The sequence below is a fragment of the Hydrogenophaga sp. SL48 genome, from assembly GCF_021729865.1.
Taxonomy (GTDB): domain Bacteria; phylum Pseudomonadota; class Gammaproteobacteria; order Burkholderiales; family Burkholderiaceae_C; genus Hydrogenophaga.
This window is the reverse complement of sequence record NZ_CP063400.1, coordinates 4,860,160-4,874,240: the sequence shown is the minus strand read 5'-3', so window position 1 is coordinate 4,874,240 and position 14,081 is coordinate 4,860,160. Positions and strand designations below refer to the sequence as shown.

At 69.1% G+C, this 14,081-nt stretch carries 13 protein-coding genes; 10 read left to right on the top strand and 3 right to left on the bottom strand.

Features of this window, described 5'->3' with window-relative positions; translation table 11 throughout:
• The first annotated feature begins 85 nt into the window (after positions 1-85).
• From IM738_RS23215 to IM738_RS23185, 7 genes are all read left to right on the top strand, one after another.
• Positions 86-1,090, top strand: a complete 1,005-nt coding sequence (locus tag IM738_RS23215; protein WP_236963381.1) for a carbohydrate ABC transporter permease — start codon at positions 86-88, stop codon at positions 1,088-1,090.
• Complete coding sequence (locus tag IM738_RS23210; protein ID WP_236963380.1) at positions 1,087-2,259, top strand: carbohydrate ABC transporter permease; 1,173 nt, start codon at positions 1,087-1,089, stop codon at positions 2,257-2,259. Before IM738_RS23215 ends, IM738_RS23210 begins: the two co-directional genes overlap by 4 nt.
• 130 nt (positions 2,260-2,389) lie before the next feature.
• Positions 2,390-3,739 (top strand): GH1 family beta-glucosidase, encoded by a 1,350-nt coding sequence (locus IM738_RS23205; protein ID WP_236963379.1) that lies wholly within the window; start codon positions 2,390-2,392, stop codon positions 3,737-3,739.
• A gap of 37 nt (positions 3,740-3,776) precedes the next feature.
• On the top strand, positions 3,777-5,444 hold the full coding sequence (locus tag IM738_RS23200; RefSeq protein ID WP_236963378.1) for an alpha-glucosidase: 1,668 nt from the start codon (positions 3,777-3,779) through the stop codon (positions 5,442-5,444).
• A gap of 104 nt (positions 5,445-5,548) precedes the next feature.
• Positions 5,549-7,192, top strand: a complete 1,644-nt coding sequence (locus tag IM738_RS23195) for an alpha-D-glucose phosphate-specific phosphoglucomutase (protein WP_236963377.1) — start codon at positions 5,549-5,551, stop codon at positions 7,190-7,192.
• A 19-nt stretch (positions 7,193-7,211) separates the two neighbouring features.
• The gene (locus IM738_RS23190) at positions 7,212-8,558 is read left to right on the top strand and encodes an MATE family efflux transporter (RefSeq protein WP_236963376.1); all 1,347 of its coding nucleotides are present in this window, start codon (positions 7,212-7,214) and stop codon (positions 8,556-8,558) included.
• A 155-nt stretch (positions 8,559-8,713) separates the two neighbouring features.
• Positions 8,714-9,577, top strand: a complete 864-nt coding sequence (locus tag IM738_RS23185; protein WP_236963375.1) for a c-type cytochrome — start codon at positions 8,714-8,716, stop codon at positions 9,575-9,577.
• A gap of 67 nt (positions 9,578-9,644) precedes the next feature.
• Here the strand turns inward: IM738_RS23185 and IM738_RS23180 are convergent, their stop codons facing one another.
• From IM738_RS23180 to IM738_RS23170, 3 genes are read right to left on the bottom strand one after another with little or no spacing between them, the layout of a single operon-like run.
• Positions 9,645-10,229, bottom strand: a complete 585-nt coding sequence (locus IM738_RS23180) for a DUF2946 family protein (protein WP_236963374.1) — start codon at positions 10,227-10,229, stop codon at positions 9,645-9,647.
• Positions 10,230-10,236: 7 nt separating this feature from the next.
• Positions 10,237-11,364 (bottom strand): YheT family hydrolase, encoded by a 1,128-nt coding sequence (locus IM738_RS23175; protein WP_236963373.1) that lies wholly within the window; start codon positions 11,362-11,364, stop codon positions 10,237-10,239.
• A gap of 40 nt (positions 11,365-11,404) precedes the next feature.
• On the bottom strand, positions 11,405-11,842 hold the full coding sequence (locus IM738_RS23170) for a YybH family protein (RefSeq protein ID WP_236963372.1): 438 nt from the start codon (positions 11,840-11,842) through the stop codon (positions 11,405-11,407).
• Between the two features lie 189 nt (positions 11,843-12,031).
• On the opposite strand from IM738_RS23170, the gene IM738_RS23165 reads away from it, so the two are divergent.
• Genes IM738_RS23165 through IM738_RS23155 form a run of 3 tightly spaced genes read left to right on the top strand, consistent with a single transcriptional unit; the run spans position 12,032 to position 14,078 of the window.
• Positions 12,032-12,640: a LemA family protein gene (locus IM738_RS23165; RefSeq protein WP_236963371.1), complete on the top strand. Its 609-nt coding sequence runs from the start codon at positions 12,032-12,034 to the stop codon at positions 12,638-12,640.
• On the top strand, positions 12,637-13,545 hold the full coding sequence (locus IM738_RS23160) for a TPM domain-containing protein (RefSeq protein ID WP_236963370.1): 909 nt from the start codon (positions 12,637-12,639) through the stop codon (positions 13,543-13,545). Before IM738_RS23165 ends, IM738_RS23160 begins: the two co-directional genes overlap by 4 nt.
• 5 nt (positions 13,546-13,550) lie before the next feature.
• Positions 13,551-14,078: a TPM domain-containing protein gene (locus tag IM738_RS23155; RefSeq protein ID WP_236963369.1), complete on the top strand. Its 528-nt coding sequence runs from the start codon at positions 13,551-13,553 to the stop codon at positions 14,076-14,078.
• Positions 14,079-14,081: the final 3 nt, after the last annotated feature.

The window sequence follows — 14,081 nt, the reverse complement described above, 5'->3', positions numbered from 1 at the left end:
GGTGGGGACGCCGCGCACCGGACAGCTCTCTTCAGTTCCTTCTTTTGCGGTTGTTCCCGCTGACCACCCACTTGCACTGACCACCATGAGTGATTCGATCTTTCAAACCCTGCTTGCCGTGGTGGTCAGCATCGGTGCCTGCCTGCTGTATTTCGCGGGCAGCAATTTCGTGCTCGACCGCATCCTGGCCTTGCCCTTTGCGACGCGCAACCGGCGCGAGGCGATCCGCTCGAACGTGCAGCCCTGGCTGTTCATGGCGCCGGCGCTGTTGCTGCTGGGCGTCTACCTCGTCTACCCCCTGGTCGAGACCTTCCGGCTGAGTTTCTTCGACGCGGTCGGCGAAACTTTCGTGGGCCTGGCCAACTACGTCTGGGTGTTCAAGGACGAGAATTTTTTCATCACCATCCGCAACAACTTTTTGTGGCTGCTGGTGGTGCCCGCCGTGTCGACGGCGCTGGGCCTGATCGTGGCCGTGCTGGCCGACCGCGTGTGGTGGGGCAACGTGGCCAAGACGCTGGTGTTCATGCCGATGGCGATCAGCTTCGTCGGCGCCAGCGTGATCTGGAAATTCGTCTACGACTTCCGGGGCCCCGACAACGAGCAGATCGGCATCCTCAACGCCCTCGTCCAAGGCATGGGCATGGAGCCGCAGGCCTGGGTGACGGTGCCGTTCTGGAACAACTTCTTTCTCATGGCGATCCTGATCTGGATCCAGACCGGCTTCGCCATGGTGATCCTCTCGGCCGCGCTGCGCGGCGTGCCCAACGACACCATCGAGGCGGCGCGCATCGACGGCGCCACCGAGCTGCAGATCTTCTTTGAAATCATGGTGCCGCAGGTGATGTCCACCATCCTCGTGGTCTGGACCACCATCACCATCACCGTGCTCAAGGTGTTCGACATCGTCATGGCCATGACCGGCGGGCAGTGGGACACCAGCGTGCTGGCCAACCTGATGTACGACTGGATGTTCCGGGGCGGCGGCGACTACGGGCGCAGCTCCACGCTGGCCATGGTGCTCATGTTCGCCGTGATCCCCGTGATGGCCTTCAACATCCGCCGATTCCGCGCCGAGGAGGCCCAGCGATGAAACTCCGATTCAACGCCACGTCCCTGTTCTCGCACGCCCTGCTGCTGGCCATCGTGCTGGCCTGGGTGCTGCCCACCTTCGGCCTGCTGGTCTCCAGCTTCCGCGACCGCGAGCAGATCGTGAGCAGCGGCTGGTGGACCGCCCTGTCCACCCAGACCCGGCCCGACATGCGCCGCACCGCCGGCGCCCAGAGTGTGGTGCCCGAGGGCGACCGCTTCGTGTTGGCCGGGCGCCTGTTCCCCGAGGGCGCCTCGGCGAAGCTGAGCCGCTTCTCGCTCAAGTCGGCCAACCCCGGTGAGTTCCCCGTGGGCCAGGCGGTCGAGCTGACGGACGCCCAGGTGTTCGACGACGAAGACGGTCAGCCCGACGGCACGCTCACCGTGAACGCCGACGGCAGCTACCGCATGGTGCTGAACCAGGCCTACGAAAAGGACCGGGGCATCCGCATCTTCTTCGTGGCCGAAACACCGCCCTCCTTCTCGACCACCAACTACCAGAAGGTGGTGGCGTCCGAGGGCGTGGGCGACGCCTTCCTCAACACATTCAAGGTCACGATCCCCGCCACCTTCATCCCCATCCTGATCGCCGCGTTCGCCGCCTACGCCTTCAGCTGGATGGAGTTCCCCGGCCGGCGCTGGCTGTTCGTGCTGGTGGTCGCCATGCTGGTGGTGCCGCTGCAGATGTCGCTGATCCCGCTGCTGAAGCTCTACAACGACCTGGGCGCCTCGCTGGGCATGCCGTCCAAGTCGTACCTGGGGGTGTGGCTCGCGCACTCGGCTTTTGGTCTGCCTCTGGCGATCTACCTGCTGCGCAACTACATCGCTTCGCTGCCGCGCGACATCATCGAAAGCGCGCGCATGGACGGCGCCACGCACTTCCAGATCTTCACCAGCATCGTGCTGCCACTGTCGGTGCCGGCGCTGGCGAGCTTCGCGATCTTCCAGTTCCTCTGGGTCTGGAACGACTTCCTGGTGGCACTGGTCTTCCTGGGCAAGGCGCCCGACCAGGTGGTGCTCACCATCAAGCTCAACGACCTGCTGGGCTCGCGCGGCGAGAGCTGGGAGATCCTGACCGCCAGCGCCTTCGTCTCGATTGCGGTGCCGGTGCTGGTGTTCTTCTCGCTGCAGCGTTTCTTTGTGCGGGGGCTGCTGTCCGGCTCGGTCAAGTAGAGATCCCCCCTGCGCCGCTTTGCGGCTTCCCCCCAGGGGGACCACGCCCTTGGACCGGCGGAGCCGGATCTTCGGCGTGTGTTTGAAGAGACACCCCTTCTCCGACCACTCTTTTTTCTTCCCATCACCGATGACCGACGGACTCATTTTTCCTGCCGCTTTTGAATGGGGTTGCGCGACCGCCGCTTTCCAGATCGAGGGGGGCGGCCGCGAGGGGGGCAAGCTGCCCAGCATCTGGGACGACTTCTGCGCGCAGCCCGGGCGCATCAAGGACGCGAGCGACGGCATGGTCGCCTGCGACCACTACCACCGCTACCCCGAGGACGTCGCGCTGATGGCCTCGCTGGGGTTCCGGCACTACCGCTTCTCCATCGCCTGGACCCGCGTGGTGAACGCGCAGGGCCGCGCCAATCAGGCCGGCCTCGATTTCTACCGCCGCCTGCTCGATCAGCTGCAGCAACACGGCATCACGCCCAACGCCACGCTGTTCCACTGGGACCTGCCCTCGCACCTCGAAGGCGGCTGGTTGAACCGCGACACGGCGCACCGCTTTGCCGACTACGCGGCCCTGGTCGCGCGCGAGCTGGGCGACCGCCTGCCGCGTGTGGCCACGCTCAACGAGCCCTGGTGCAGCGCCTTCCTCGGCCACGACGTCGGCGTGTTCGCGCCCGGCGTGCAGGACCGCGAAGCCTCGTTGCTCGCCGCCCACCACCTGATGCTCGCGCACGGCCTGGGCGTGCAGGCCTGGCGCGCGGTGCGCAGCGACACGTCGCTCGGCATCGTGCTCAACCCCGAGCTGTGCGACCCGTTCAGCGGCGCGCCCGCCGACGCGGCCGCCGCGCGCATGGCCGAGCTGGAGCGCAACCACGTGTTCCTCAACCCGCTGTTCGGCCGCGAATGGCCGGCCGAGATGCTGGCCCAGATCGGCTCCCGCGCCGAGAATCGCCGCGCGGGCGACCTGGCGATCTGCGCCCAGCCGCTGGACTTCATCGGGCTGAACTACTACACCCGCTCGGTCGCGCGCGCGCCCGTGAGCCAGGGCGATGCGGTCCGGGGCTACACCTTCGTCGCGCCCGACGGCGACCAGCTGCCCCTGACCGACATCGGCTGGGAGATCTACCCCGTGGGCCTGCGCCGCGTGGTCGAGAACCTGCTGAACGAGTGGCCGCTGCCGCCGATCTGGATCACCGAGAACGGCGCCGCCGACAACACCGGCGTGGCGAATGGCGAGTGCCATGACGAGACGCGGCTGCGTTACCTGCAGACCCACCTGACCCAGCTCGCCGCCATGGTGGCCGCGGGCATCGACATCCGGGGTTATTACGTCTGGAGCCTGCTCGACAACTTCGAGTGGGCCCACGGCTACACCCAGCGTTTCGGTATGGTCCATGTGGACTACGCCACCCAGGCCCGCACCCCCAAACACAGCGCGCGGTGGCTGCAGGCGCTCATGCAGCGCCACGTCACCACGCCCGCCTGACCACCCAACCTCTTTCGCTTCCTGCACCGCTTCACCCATGAACCACCCTTCCCCCCAGGCCCCCAACAACGGCTGGTGGCGTGGCGGCGTGATCTACCAGATCTACCCGCGCTCCTTCCAGGACAGCAACGGCGACGGCATCGGCGACCTGCCGGGCATCACCCAGCGCCTCGACCACATCGCCGCGCTCGGCGCCGACGGCATCTGGATCTCGCCCTTCTTCAAGAGCCCGATGAAGGACTTCGGCTACGACGTCAGCGACTACTGTGACGTCGACCCGATGTTCGGCACGCTCGACGACTTCAAGGCGCTGGTGGCCCGCGCCCACGAACTGGGCCTCAAGGTCATGATCGATCAAGTGCTCTCGCACTGCGCCGACGAGCACCCCTGGTTCGTGGAAAGCCGCGCCAGCCGCGACAACCCCAAGGCCGACTGGTTCGTCTGGGCCGACCCCAAGGACGACGGCAACCCGCCCAACAACTGGCTCTCCATCTTCGGTGGCAGCGCCTGGCAGTGGGACACGCGGCGCTGCCAGTACTACCTGCACAACTTCCTCACCAGCCAGCCCGACCTGAACTTCCACAACGGCGAGGTGCAAGACGCCCTGCTCGCCACCGTGAAGTTCTGGCTCGACCTGGGCGTGGACGGCTACCGCCTCGACACCGCCAACTTCTACTTCCACGACGCCCAGCTGCGCAACAACCCGGGCCGGGGCGCGCCCGACCCGAACAACCCCGACCCGGCGGTCAACCCGTTCAACCCCTACGGCTGGCAGCGGCACGTGCACGACAAGAGCCAACCGGAAAACCTGGTCTTCCTGCAGCGCCTGCGTGCCCTGCTCGACCAGTACCCGGACACCACCATGGTCGGCGAGATCGGCGACGACGACGGCCTGGCACGGGTGGCCGAGTACACGGCGAGCGGCCCGAACGGTGAGCGACGGCTGCACATGGCCTACTGCTTTGACCTGCTGGGCGAAGCGCACGACGCCCCGTTCCTGCACGGTTTTCTCTCGCGCTTCGGCGAGATCGTCGGCGATGGCTGGCCGTGCTGGGCGCTGTCCAACCACGACGTCGTCCGTTCGGCCACGCGCTGGGGCGGGCCGAACCCCGATCCCCGCCTGTTGCGCCTGGCCGCGACCTTCCAGGCCAGCCTGCGCGGCACGGTGTGCCTCTACCAGGGCGAGGAGCTGGGCCTGCCCGAGGCGCAGCTCGCCTTCGAAGATCTGCAGGACCCGTACGGCATCACCATGTGGCCCCAATTCAAGGGCCGCGACGGTTGCCGCACGCCCATGCCGTGGTCGGCCGACGCCGCGCACGCCGGTTTCTCCAGCGGCGAGAAACCCTGGCTGCCCGTGCCCCCCGAGCACCGGGCCCTGGCCGTGGACCGCCAGCAAGGGCAGCCCGGGAGCCTGCTGGGCCACTTCACCCAGCTGCTGCACTGGCGGCGCGATCAGCCCGCGCTGCGGCACGGGCGCATGACGCTGCTGCCTGTCCATCCGCAGGTGCTGGCCTTCGAGCGCGACGACGGCACGCAGCGGCTGCTGTGCGCCTTCAACTTCAGCGACGCCCCGGCCGCGCTGGCGCTGCCGGCGGACTGGGCCCAGGCCACAGCGCTGGCCGGCGGCGTGGCGACCGGCGCGCGCGTGGCGGACGCCACCTTGCACTTCGAACCCTGGGGCTGCGTGTTCCTGGAAAGGGCCTGACGGTTTCGGGTGGTCACAAGGCCCGCAGGAATCTGCGCGACACTGGCGCTTTGACACCCAGTCTTCCAGGACTCGGACCCCACCCCGCCACCCCAGGAACCGCCATGACCCTCCAGTCCCTGCCCACCACCCCATTCGCCGGCCAGCTGCCCGGCACCTCCGGCCTGCGCAAGAAGGTCACGGTGTTCCAGCAACCGCGTTACCTGGAGAACTTCGTGCAGGCGCTGTTCGACGTGCTGCACGGCGAGACCGGCCGCGCCACCGGCCAGACCCTGGTGCTCGGCGGCGACGGGCGCTTCCACAACCGGGTGGCCGTGCAGACCATCCTGAAGATGGCGGCGGCGCGCGGCTACGCTCGCGTGCTGCTCGGCCAGGGCGGCATCCTCTCGACGCCGGCCGCCAGCGCGGTGATCCGCCGCCACGGCGCCAGCGGCGGCATCATCCTCTCGGCCAGCCACAACCCCGGCGGCCCCGACGGCGACTTCGGCATCAAGTACAACGCGGCCAACGGTGGTCCGGCGCCCGAAAAACTCACACAGGCCATGTACGAGCGCACGCTCGTGCTGGAGCGATACCAGATCAGCGACGCGCCCGATATCGCGATCGACATGCTCGGCATGCAACAGATCGAAGACACCACGGTCGAGGTGATCGATCCGGTGGCCGACCACGCGGCCGTGCTGCGCGGCCTGTTCGATTTCGACGCCATCCGCGCGCTGTTCCAGCGCGGCTTCCGCCTTCGCTTTGATGCCATGTGGGCGGTGGGCGGCCCCTACGCCAAGGCCATCATCGAAGGTGAACTCGGTGCGCCCGCCGGCACCGTGGTGCACGCCGAGCCGCTGGAAGACTTCGGCGGCCTGCACCCGGACCCGAACCCCGCCTACGCCGACGACCTGGTGGCCCACCTCATGGCCGCCGACGCGCCCGACATGGGCGCGGCCTCCGACGGCGACGCCGACCGCAACATGATCCTCGGGCGCGGCTTCCTGGTCTCGCCGTCCGACAGCCTGGCCGTGCTGACGGCGCACGCCACGAAGGTGCCCGGCTACGCCAAGGGCCTGGTCGGCGTGGCGCGCTCCATGCCCACCTCCACCGCCGTGGACCGCGTGGCGAAGGCGATGGGCATCGCCTGCCACGAGACGCCCACGGGCTGGAAGTTTTTCGGCAACCTGCTGGATGCGGGCAAGGTCACGCTCTGCGGCGAAGAAAGCTACGGCACCGGCTCCGACCACGTGCGCGAAAAAGACGGCCTGTGGGCCGTGCTGTTCTGGCTCAACCTCGTGGCCGTCACCGGCCAGTCGGTGGAAGACCTGGTGCGCGGCGTGTGGAAAGCCCACGGTCGCTGCGTGTACTCGCGCCACGACTACGACGGCATCGCCACCGAGAAGGCCAACGCGCTGATGGCTGAGCTGCGCGCAAAGCTGCTCACGCTGGGAGGCACCAGGGTCGCAGGGCAACAGATCGCCTGGGCCGACGACTTTGCTTACACCGACCCGGTCGACGGTTCGGTGAGCCAGAAGCAGGGTGTGCGCGTGGTGCTCGAAGACTCCTCGCGCGTGGTGTTCCGGCTCTCGGGCACGGGCACCGAAGGCGCGACGCTGCGCGTCTACCTGGAGCGCCACGAACCCGACGCCGGCCGGCAGGACATCCCCGCCCAGGAAGCGCTGGCGCCACTGGTCGCCCTGGCCGAAGCGGTCGCCCGCATCCGCCACCACACGGGCATGGACGCGCCCACGGTCATGACCTGAGCGCCCACACACCGCCCGCATGAAAGCCCGCCCCAGCCTCAACGCCGTCGCGGCGCCCATCTTTGGCGAGTTCCTGCTGGGCATGACGGTGGCCATGGCCGGGCTCTACCTGGCCTCGGACACGTCGGACGCGGCGGCCGGCACCTTCGGCCTCACGCAGCAGGTGCTCGAAACCCTGTTCGTGATCTTCCGCGTGCTGGCCATCGGCCTGGGTGTGATGGTCACGCAGTTGATCGGCAGCGGTCAGCCGGACGCGGTGAAGCGCACCTCGTACATGGCGCTGGCGGCCAGCACCTGGGCCGGCCTGCTGGCCGCGAGCTGGCTGCTGTTCGGCAAGGCCCTCACGCTGGACGTGCTCAACGCCCCGGCCGAGGTGGTGCCGCTGGCCATCAGCTACATGCTGCTGCTCGCGCCGGCCATGGTGCTGGAGGCCTACAACATCAGCATGGCCGCCGTGCTGCGCGCCCACCTGTTTGCGCGCGAATCGCTCTTCATCATGATCGCCATGCACGGCTGCCACCTGCTGCTGGCCTTCGTGTTCATGCGCGGCCTGGGCAGCTGGGACGGCTGGGGGCTCAACGGCTACGCCGTGGCCTTCCTGCTCAGCCGTGGGCTCGGCCTGCTGCTGCACCTGCGCTTCTGGCAGCGGCGCATGGACCTGCGGCCCCAGCTGCACCACTGGTGGTCCCTGCCCATGCGCACGCTGGGGCCGGTGCTGCGCATCGGCCTGCCAGGCGCCGCGCAGGAGCTGGGCTACCGGCTGGCCTTCATGGTCTCGCTCTCGGCCACCGCGCGCCTGGGCGTGGCCGCGCTGGCCACCCACTCCTACACGCTGCAGACGCTGAAGTACGTGCTGCTGATCAGCATGGCCATCGGCTGGGCCTGCGAAATCATGGTCGGCCGCCTGGTGGGCGCCGGCCGGCTGCGCGAGGCGGACCAGATGGTGAAGAAGGGCGTGCGCAACGGCATGTTGGCCTCGGGCTCGCTGGTGCTGATCGCGGCGCTGGCCGCGCCCTGGATCATGCGGGCCTTCACCAAAGACCCGGCCATCATCGAAGCGGCCCAGACCCTGCTGTGGATCTCGGTGGCGCTCGAACTCGGTCGCGTGTTCAACCTGGTGGTGATCGGTGCGCTGCGCGCCACCGGCGACGTGAACTACCCCGTCTACGCCAGCATCGGCTCCTTCGCGCTGCTGCTGGGCGCGGGCTCGTACTTCATGGGCCGCGCCTGGGGCCTGCCCGGCATCTGGCTGGCCTACGTGGCCGACGAATGCCTGCGCGGCCTGCTCATGTGGTGGCGCTGGCGCGGCAAGGGCTGGTTGCCCCATGCGCGGGAAACGCTGCGCGGGCTGCGCAAGCCGCGCTGATGCCTGGATGCGCTGATCACACACCTGGCCGTTGCAAGGGGCGGCGCAAGCCCCGTGCAATGGGGCGCTGTCTATAATCGCGGGTTGTTTGCCCTCCGTCGGGCGAGCCCCCATTTCTCCCTTCCCGGCACCGTTTCGCCACCCCAGAGGACACCATGAGCGACCACGCGCACGACTCCCACACCGGCCCGATCAAGACGCCCGCCCAACTGCTCTGGACGTCGTTCTTCTCCTTCGTCGGCCCCATCTTCATCATCATCGGCCTGGTGTACTACGTCACCTCCGGCGACAAGCCGGCCGCCGGCGCGGTGGACCCCGAGCTGGCCACGGCCCAGCGCATCCAGCGAGTGGGCACTGTCGAACTGCGCGATGCCAACCGCCCGCTCGCCGCCGGCGACGCCGTGTACACGGCCCAGTGCTCGGCCTGCCACGCCGCGGGCCTGGCCGGCGCCCCCAAGTTCGGTGACGTCGCGGCCTGGGCACCGCGCCTCGGCCAGGGCTACGAGGCCTTGCTGAACTCGGCCCTCAAAGGCAAGAACGCCATGGGCGCCCAGGGTGGCGGCGCCTTCAGCGACGTGGAAATCGGCCGCGCCGTGGTGCACATGGCGAACGCCGCAGGTGGCAAGCTGGCCGAACCCGCGGCCCCTGCTGCCGTCGGCGATGCAGCCGCAGCAGCCGCACCCGCTGCGGAGGCCGCTCCGGCGGCTGCCGCTGCCGCCGCGCCGGCTCCTGTCGCGGCTGCCGCACCTGCCGCTGCCGCGCCGGTGGCCGCTGCGGCCGGCGTGGGTGGTGAAGCCCTGTACAAACAAGCCTGCGCGGTGTGCCACGCCGCGGGGGTCGCCGGTGCACCCAAGTTCGGCGACAAGACCGCCTGGGCCCCTCGTGTCGCGCTCGGCCTCGACGGCCTGACCGCCAGCGCCATCAAGGGCAAGAACGCGATGCCCGCCAAGGGCGGTTCCACCGCATCGGACGCCGACATCAAGGCCGCCGTGCAGTACATGCTGGCGGCGGTGAAGTAAGCCCTTCACGCTCCCACAAAAAAGCCGGTCACTGACCGGCTTTTTTTTGCGCCCGGGTCGGCGAGGTTCAGCCCGCCGGTGCGAGCCAGGGCGCGGCGGCACCCGACTGCCGGCGCTGCGGGCTGCGCACAAAACCCCAGTCGGCGGGCAACGCGGCGGCCTGCACCGGCTCGGGCGTCCACCGCCCGACCTCCACCGTATCGGCGGCCAGCGCCATGTCGCTGGTGTGCACCAGACCGATGCCGAGCGCCGTCACGAGGTACAGCCGCCCGAGTTCATCGAGCAGGCTCTGGCGCGCCTCACCCGCGTCCTGTCCGCTGTGCGCCAGCACACGCCCATCGGGCTGCAGGCGCCAGATGAAGGGCGTGGCCTCCAGCTCCAGGTAGACACGCTGCGGCCCGTTCTGGAAGAACCACTGGCCCGCCTCGTCGGCCGCGCAGTTGCGGTGGATGAAGTCGATGAGCTTGTCGTGTTTGAGCAGCGAGCCCTTGCTCGCCATCACCGCCTCGCCCGGCTCGACCGCGAACGGCCCGCTGCGCTGGCAGCGGTCGTCGCGCATGAACCAGTTGCCCCGCGCGTCCAGCCCGAGCCAGCCGACACAGTGCGGCACGTTGGGCCATTTGGCGAGGGCGGCTTTGACGATGTCATCCATGTCGCGATTACACCCCGGTTTCCCGCTCAGCTGCAGCGTCGGCGTCGGTCGAGGGGGCGTGACCGGGAACACCGCGGAACCGGCTTTGCCGGGCCGCTGGTGTTGCCCCCTGAGGGAGAAGCGCCGAAGGCGCCTCGGGGGGAAGCTGCTGAATCAGCCATCGCCCCACGGCCTCCGGCATCGCCCGCACATGGCCCGGCAGGCCCAGTGGGCCGAGCGACACCGGGAACCCCACATGCCCCCCCTCTGCAGGTTGCCAGAGGGTGACGTGGCTGCCGGCTTCGGCGGCGGTGGGCAGCGAGGGCGCCGGGACGAACGGGTCGTTCCGCGCATTGAGCGCAAGCGCCGGCACGCGGATGTCGCGCAGCACCGGCTTGGCCGAGGCGCGCGCCCAGTAGTCGTCGGTGTCCCGGAACCCGTGCAGCGGCGCGGTGAACAGGTTGTCGAACTCGTAGAGATCGCGCGCGGCGAGCAGCGCCTCGCGGTCGAACAGGCCCGGGTGCTGTTCCAGTTTTTTCAAGGCCTTGGGCACCATGCTGGAAAGGAACATGCGCGTGTAGACCAGCCGGTTGAAGCCACGCCCGATGGCGTGCCCGCCCGCCGCCAGATCCAGCGGCGAACACACCGCCGCCACGGCTCGCACCGTGTCCGCCGCGCTGTGCCCCATTTCACCCGCCCAGCGCAGCAGCGCGTTGCCCCCCAGCGAAACGCCGGCCGCCAGCAACGGCCGCCCCGGATGCTCGGCAGCGAAGCGCCGGAGCACCCAGTCAATCTCATCAAAATCGCCCGAGTGGTAGGCCCGGGGCGCCAGGTTCAGTTCGCCCGAGCAGCCCCGGAAATGGGGCACCGCGAACGCCAGGCCCTGCGACGCGGCGAAATCGGCAAACGCCACCGCGTACTGGCTGGCCGACGAGCCCTCCAGGCCATGGAACAACACCAGCAGGGGCGCGTCGGGGGCGCTGGCGTGCCGGGCCGTGTCCACGTCGATGAAGTCGCCGTCGGGCGTGGTCCAGCGCTGGCGCTGCCAGGTGGGCGCAGGGCCCCAGTGGCGGCGCGCGTACAACGCCGCCCACAGCGTCTGGGCGTTGCCGCCCGGCAGCCACCAGGGCGCCCGGTACCGTTGCGCGAAGCTCATCGAAGAAGGCAGGAGCGAAGGGTGCAAAGGGACCACAGGCTCAGTGCAACACCGTGGGCGCACTCAGCGCGTCGTCGGGTTCCGTGCGGCTGCCCGGGCTCGCGTGGTGCGCCACCAGGCGCCAGCCCTGCGCCGTCTTGGCGTAGACGTTGGTGGCCACCACCCAGGCGTGCGCGAGCCCGTCGTCGGTCAGCACCTCGACCCGCTCGACCACGCTGTGCACGCTGCAACCGCCCGCGTCCTGCCGGCGCACCCGCTCCGGGTGGGCCTTGACGCTGCCGTTCGAGAACAGGGCCTCGAAGGCCGCGCGGATCGCGGCCGGCCCCACCAGGCGCGGTCCGCCGGGGTGCACGCACACGATGTCCTCTTCGTCGGCCCAGCAGGCCATGAGGCGTTCGAGGTCACCGTGCTGCAGCGCGTCGTAGAACGCGTGTTCGGTGTCGTCGGCGGAGCCCGGAGGCATTTTGGGTTTGCGCATGGGCCTATTTTGCCGTGCGCCCGGCGGCTGGCGGCGTCCTTGTGCTTCCGGGTGCCGCCCTTCGGATGACCCTCTGCCGCATGGCCGCTATCGGGTGACCGGCGCAGAAGTCCTGGGGGTATAGTCCGCGAGAGTTCCGGGCCTTGCCCTTTTTCACCTGTGGCCGCAACGTCGGCCGATGGAGGTTTCATGCGCGCTTTGACCCAATCCCTCACCACCTGGGCGCTGGCCCTGTGCCTCGCCGCCGGGCTCACCGGTTGTGGCTACAACGATTTCCAGAGCCTGGATGAAAAGAGCAAGTCGGCCTGGTCCGAGGTGCTCAACCAGTACCAGCGCCGAGCCGACCTGATCCCCAACATCGTCGCCACTGTCAAGGGCGAGGCCAGTTTCGAACAGGACACGCTGACCAAGGTGATCGAGGCGCGCTCCAAAGCCACATCGATCCAGGTGACGCCCGAGATGGTGAACGATCCGGCAGCGATGGAAAAATTCCAGGCCGCGCAGGGCGAGGTGGGCAGTGCATTGAGCCGCCTGATGGTGGTCGTGGAGCAGTACCCCAACCTGAAGGCCAACCAGGCCTTCAGCGACCTGCGCGTGCAGCTCGAAGGCACCGAAAACCGCATCACCGTGGCGCGCAACCGCTACATCGAGACGGTGCAGGCCTACAACGTCCTGGCGCGCAGCTTCCCGAGCAACCTGACCGCCATGGTGTTTGGTTACAAGCCCAAGGCCGGCTTCCAGGTGGCGGACGAAGCGGCCATCAGCACCCCGCCGAAGGTGGACTTCAACAAGCCATGACCGTCCGCTGGTTCCGCGCGCTGCTGTTGGGCGCGCTCTGGCTCGTGGGCGCTGTCTCGGCCCATGCACAGGGCGTGCTGCCCCTGCCCGAGTTGCGGGCGCGCGTGACGGACCAGACGGGCACCCTGGACGCGGCCAGCATCGCGTCGCTGGAAGCCCGGCTGGCGGCGTTCGAGGCGGAGCGCGGCACCCAGGTGGCGGTGGTGATCGTGCCCACCACCCAGCCCGAGGACATCGCCGACTACACGCAGCGCCTGGGTGACGCGTGGAAGATCGGACGCAAGGACGTGGGCGATGGTGTGCTGTTCGTGGTGGCCAAGAACGACCGGCGCATGCGCATCGCCACCAGCAAGGTGCTGGAAGGCGCCTTGCCCGACCTCATGGCGCGCCGCATCATCGACCAGGCCGTGGCGCCCGCGTTCCGCAACAACGACTACGCCGGCGGCATCCAGGCCGGGGTGGACCAGATCCTGGCCCGTGTGGCCGGCGAGGACCTGCCGCTGCCCGGCGACGGCCCGCCCGCATCCGGTGTCGGCGGGATGGCGCCGCTGGACATCCTGATCTTTCTCGCGTTTGCCGTGCCCATCGGGTCCGCCGTGCTGCGCAGCATCTTCGGCAACAAGCTGGGCACCTTGCTGACAGGCGCCGGGGCCGGCGGGCTGGCCTGGGTGTTGACCGCCGTGGTCTGGCTGTCGGTGGGTGCCGGCCTGCTGGCCATGCTCGCCGCGCTCTTTTTGCAGATGTTGCCGTCCATGCCGAGTTCCGGCCGCGGCGGGCGGGGGGGCGGTGGTTCCTGGGGCGGGGGCGGTTTTGGTGGCGGCAGCGGCGGCTTTGGCGGCGGTGGCGGCTTCAGCTCGGGGGGTGGTGGCAACTTCGGTGGCGGCGGCGCTTCGGGCGGCTGGTGATCGTGATGAACAAATTTCTGCGCATCCTCAAACACCGCTGGCTCGACAGCGCCGACACCCACCGTCTCATCCCCGACGACATGGCGCAGCGCCTCGCCCAACGGGTCGCGGCAAGCGAAACCCGCCACTCGGGGGAGGTCCGCCTGTGTGTGGAGGCGGCGCTGCCGCTGTCCTACCTGTGGCGCCTCGACCGGACCACCAGCGTGGGCATGCTGACCAGGGAGCGCGCTGTGAGCTGGTTCGGACGCCTGGGGGTGTGGGACACCGAGCACAACAACGGCGTGCTGATCTACCTGCTGCTGGCCGAGCACGCCATCGAGTTCGTCGCCGACCGGGCCTTGAGCGCGCACGTCGATCACGCCCAGTGGCAGGCCATCGTCGATCGCCTCGGGGCACGCCTGAGGTCGGGTGAGTTTGAGGACGGCTTGACGCAGGCGCTCGAAGAAGTGTCGGCCCTGCTCGTGGCACATTTCCCGACCGGGGATGACGGGGTCAGCCCCAACGAGCTGCCCGACAGCGTGGTCAGGGCTTGAGCC

Coding starts and splice junctions, on each gene's coding strand:
- IM738_RS23195 (WP_236963377.1), top strand. CDS start 5,549: ATGACCCTCCAGTCCCTGCCCACCACCCCATTCGCCGGCCAGCTGCCC.
- IM738_RS23210 (WP_236963380.1), top strand. CDS start 1,087: ATGAAACTCCGATTCAACGCCACGTCCCTGTTCTCGCACGCCCTGCTG.
- IM738_RS23205 (WP_236963379.1), top strand. CDS start 2,390: ATGACCGACGGACTCATTTTTCCTGCCGCTTTTGAATGGGGTTGCGCG.
- IM738_RS23200 (WP_236963378.1), top strand. CDS start 3,777: ATGAACCACCCTTCCCCCCAGGCCCCCAACAACGGCTGGTGGCGTGGC.
- IM738_RS23190 (WP_236963376.1), top strand. CDS start 7,212: ATGAAAGCCCGCCCCAGCCTCAACGCCGTCGCGGCGCCCATCTTTGGC.
- IM738_RS23180 (WP_236963374.1), bottom strand. CDS start 10,229: ATGGATGACATCGTCAAAGCCGCCCTCGCCAAATGGCCCAACGTGCCG.
- IM738_RS23185 (WP_236963375.1), top strand. CDS start 8,714: ATGAGCGACCACGCGCACGACTCCCACACCGGCCCGATCAAGACGCCC.
- IM738_RS23160 (WP_236963370.1), top strand. CDS start 12,637: ATGACCGTCCGCTGGTTCCGCGCGCTGCTGTTGGGCGCGCTCTGGCTC.
- IM738_RS23215 (WP_236963381.1), top strand. CDS start 86: ATGAGTGATTCGATCTTTCAAACCCTGCTTGCCGTGGTGGTCAGCATC.
- IM738_RS23165 (WP_236963371.1), top strand. CDS start 12,032: ATGCGCGCTTTGACCCAATCCCTCACCACCTGGGCGCTGGCCCTGTGC.
- IM738_RS23170 (WP_236963372.1), bottom strand. CDS start 11,842: ATGCGCAAACCCAAAATGCCTCCGGGCTCCGCCGACGACACCGAACAC.
- IM738_RS23175 (WP_236963373.1), bottom strand. CDS start 11,364: ATGAGCTTCGCGCAACGGTACCGGGCGCCCTGGTGGCTGCCGGGCGGC.
- IM738_RS23155 (WP_236963369.1), top strand. CDS start 13,551: ATGAACAAATTTCTGCGCATCCTCAAACACCGCTGGCTCGACAGCGCC.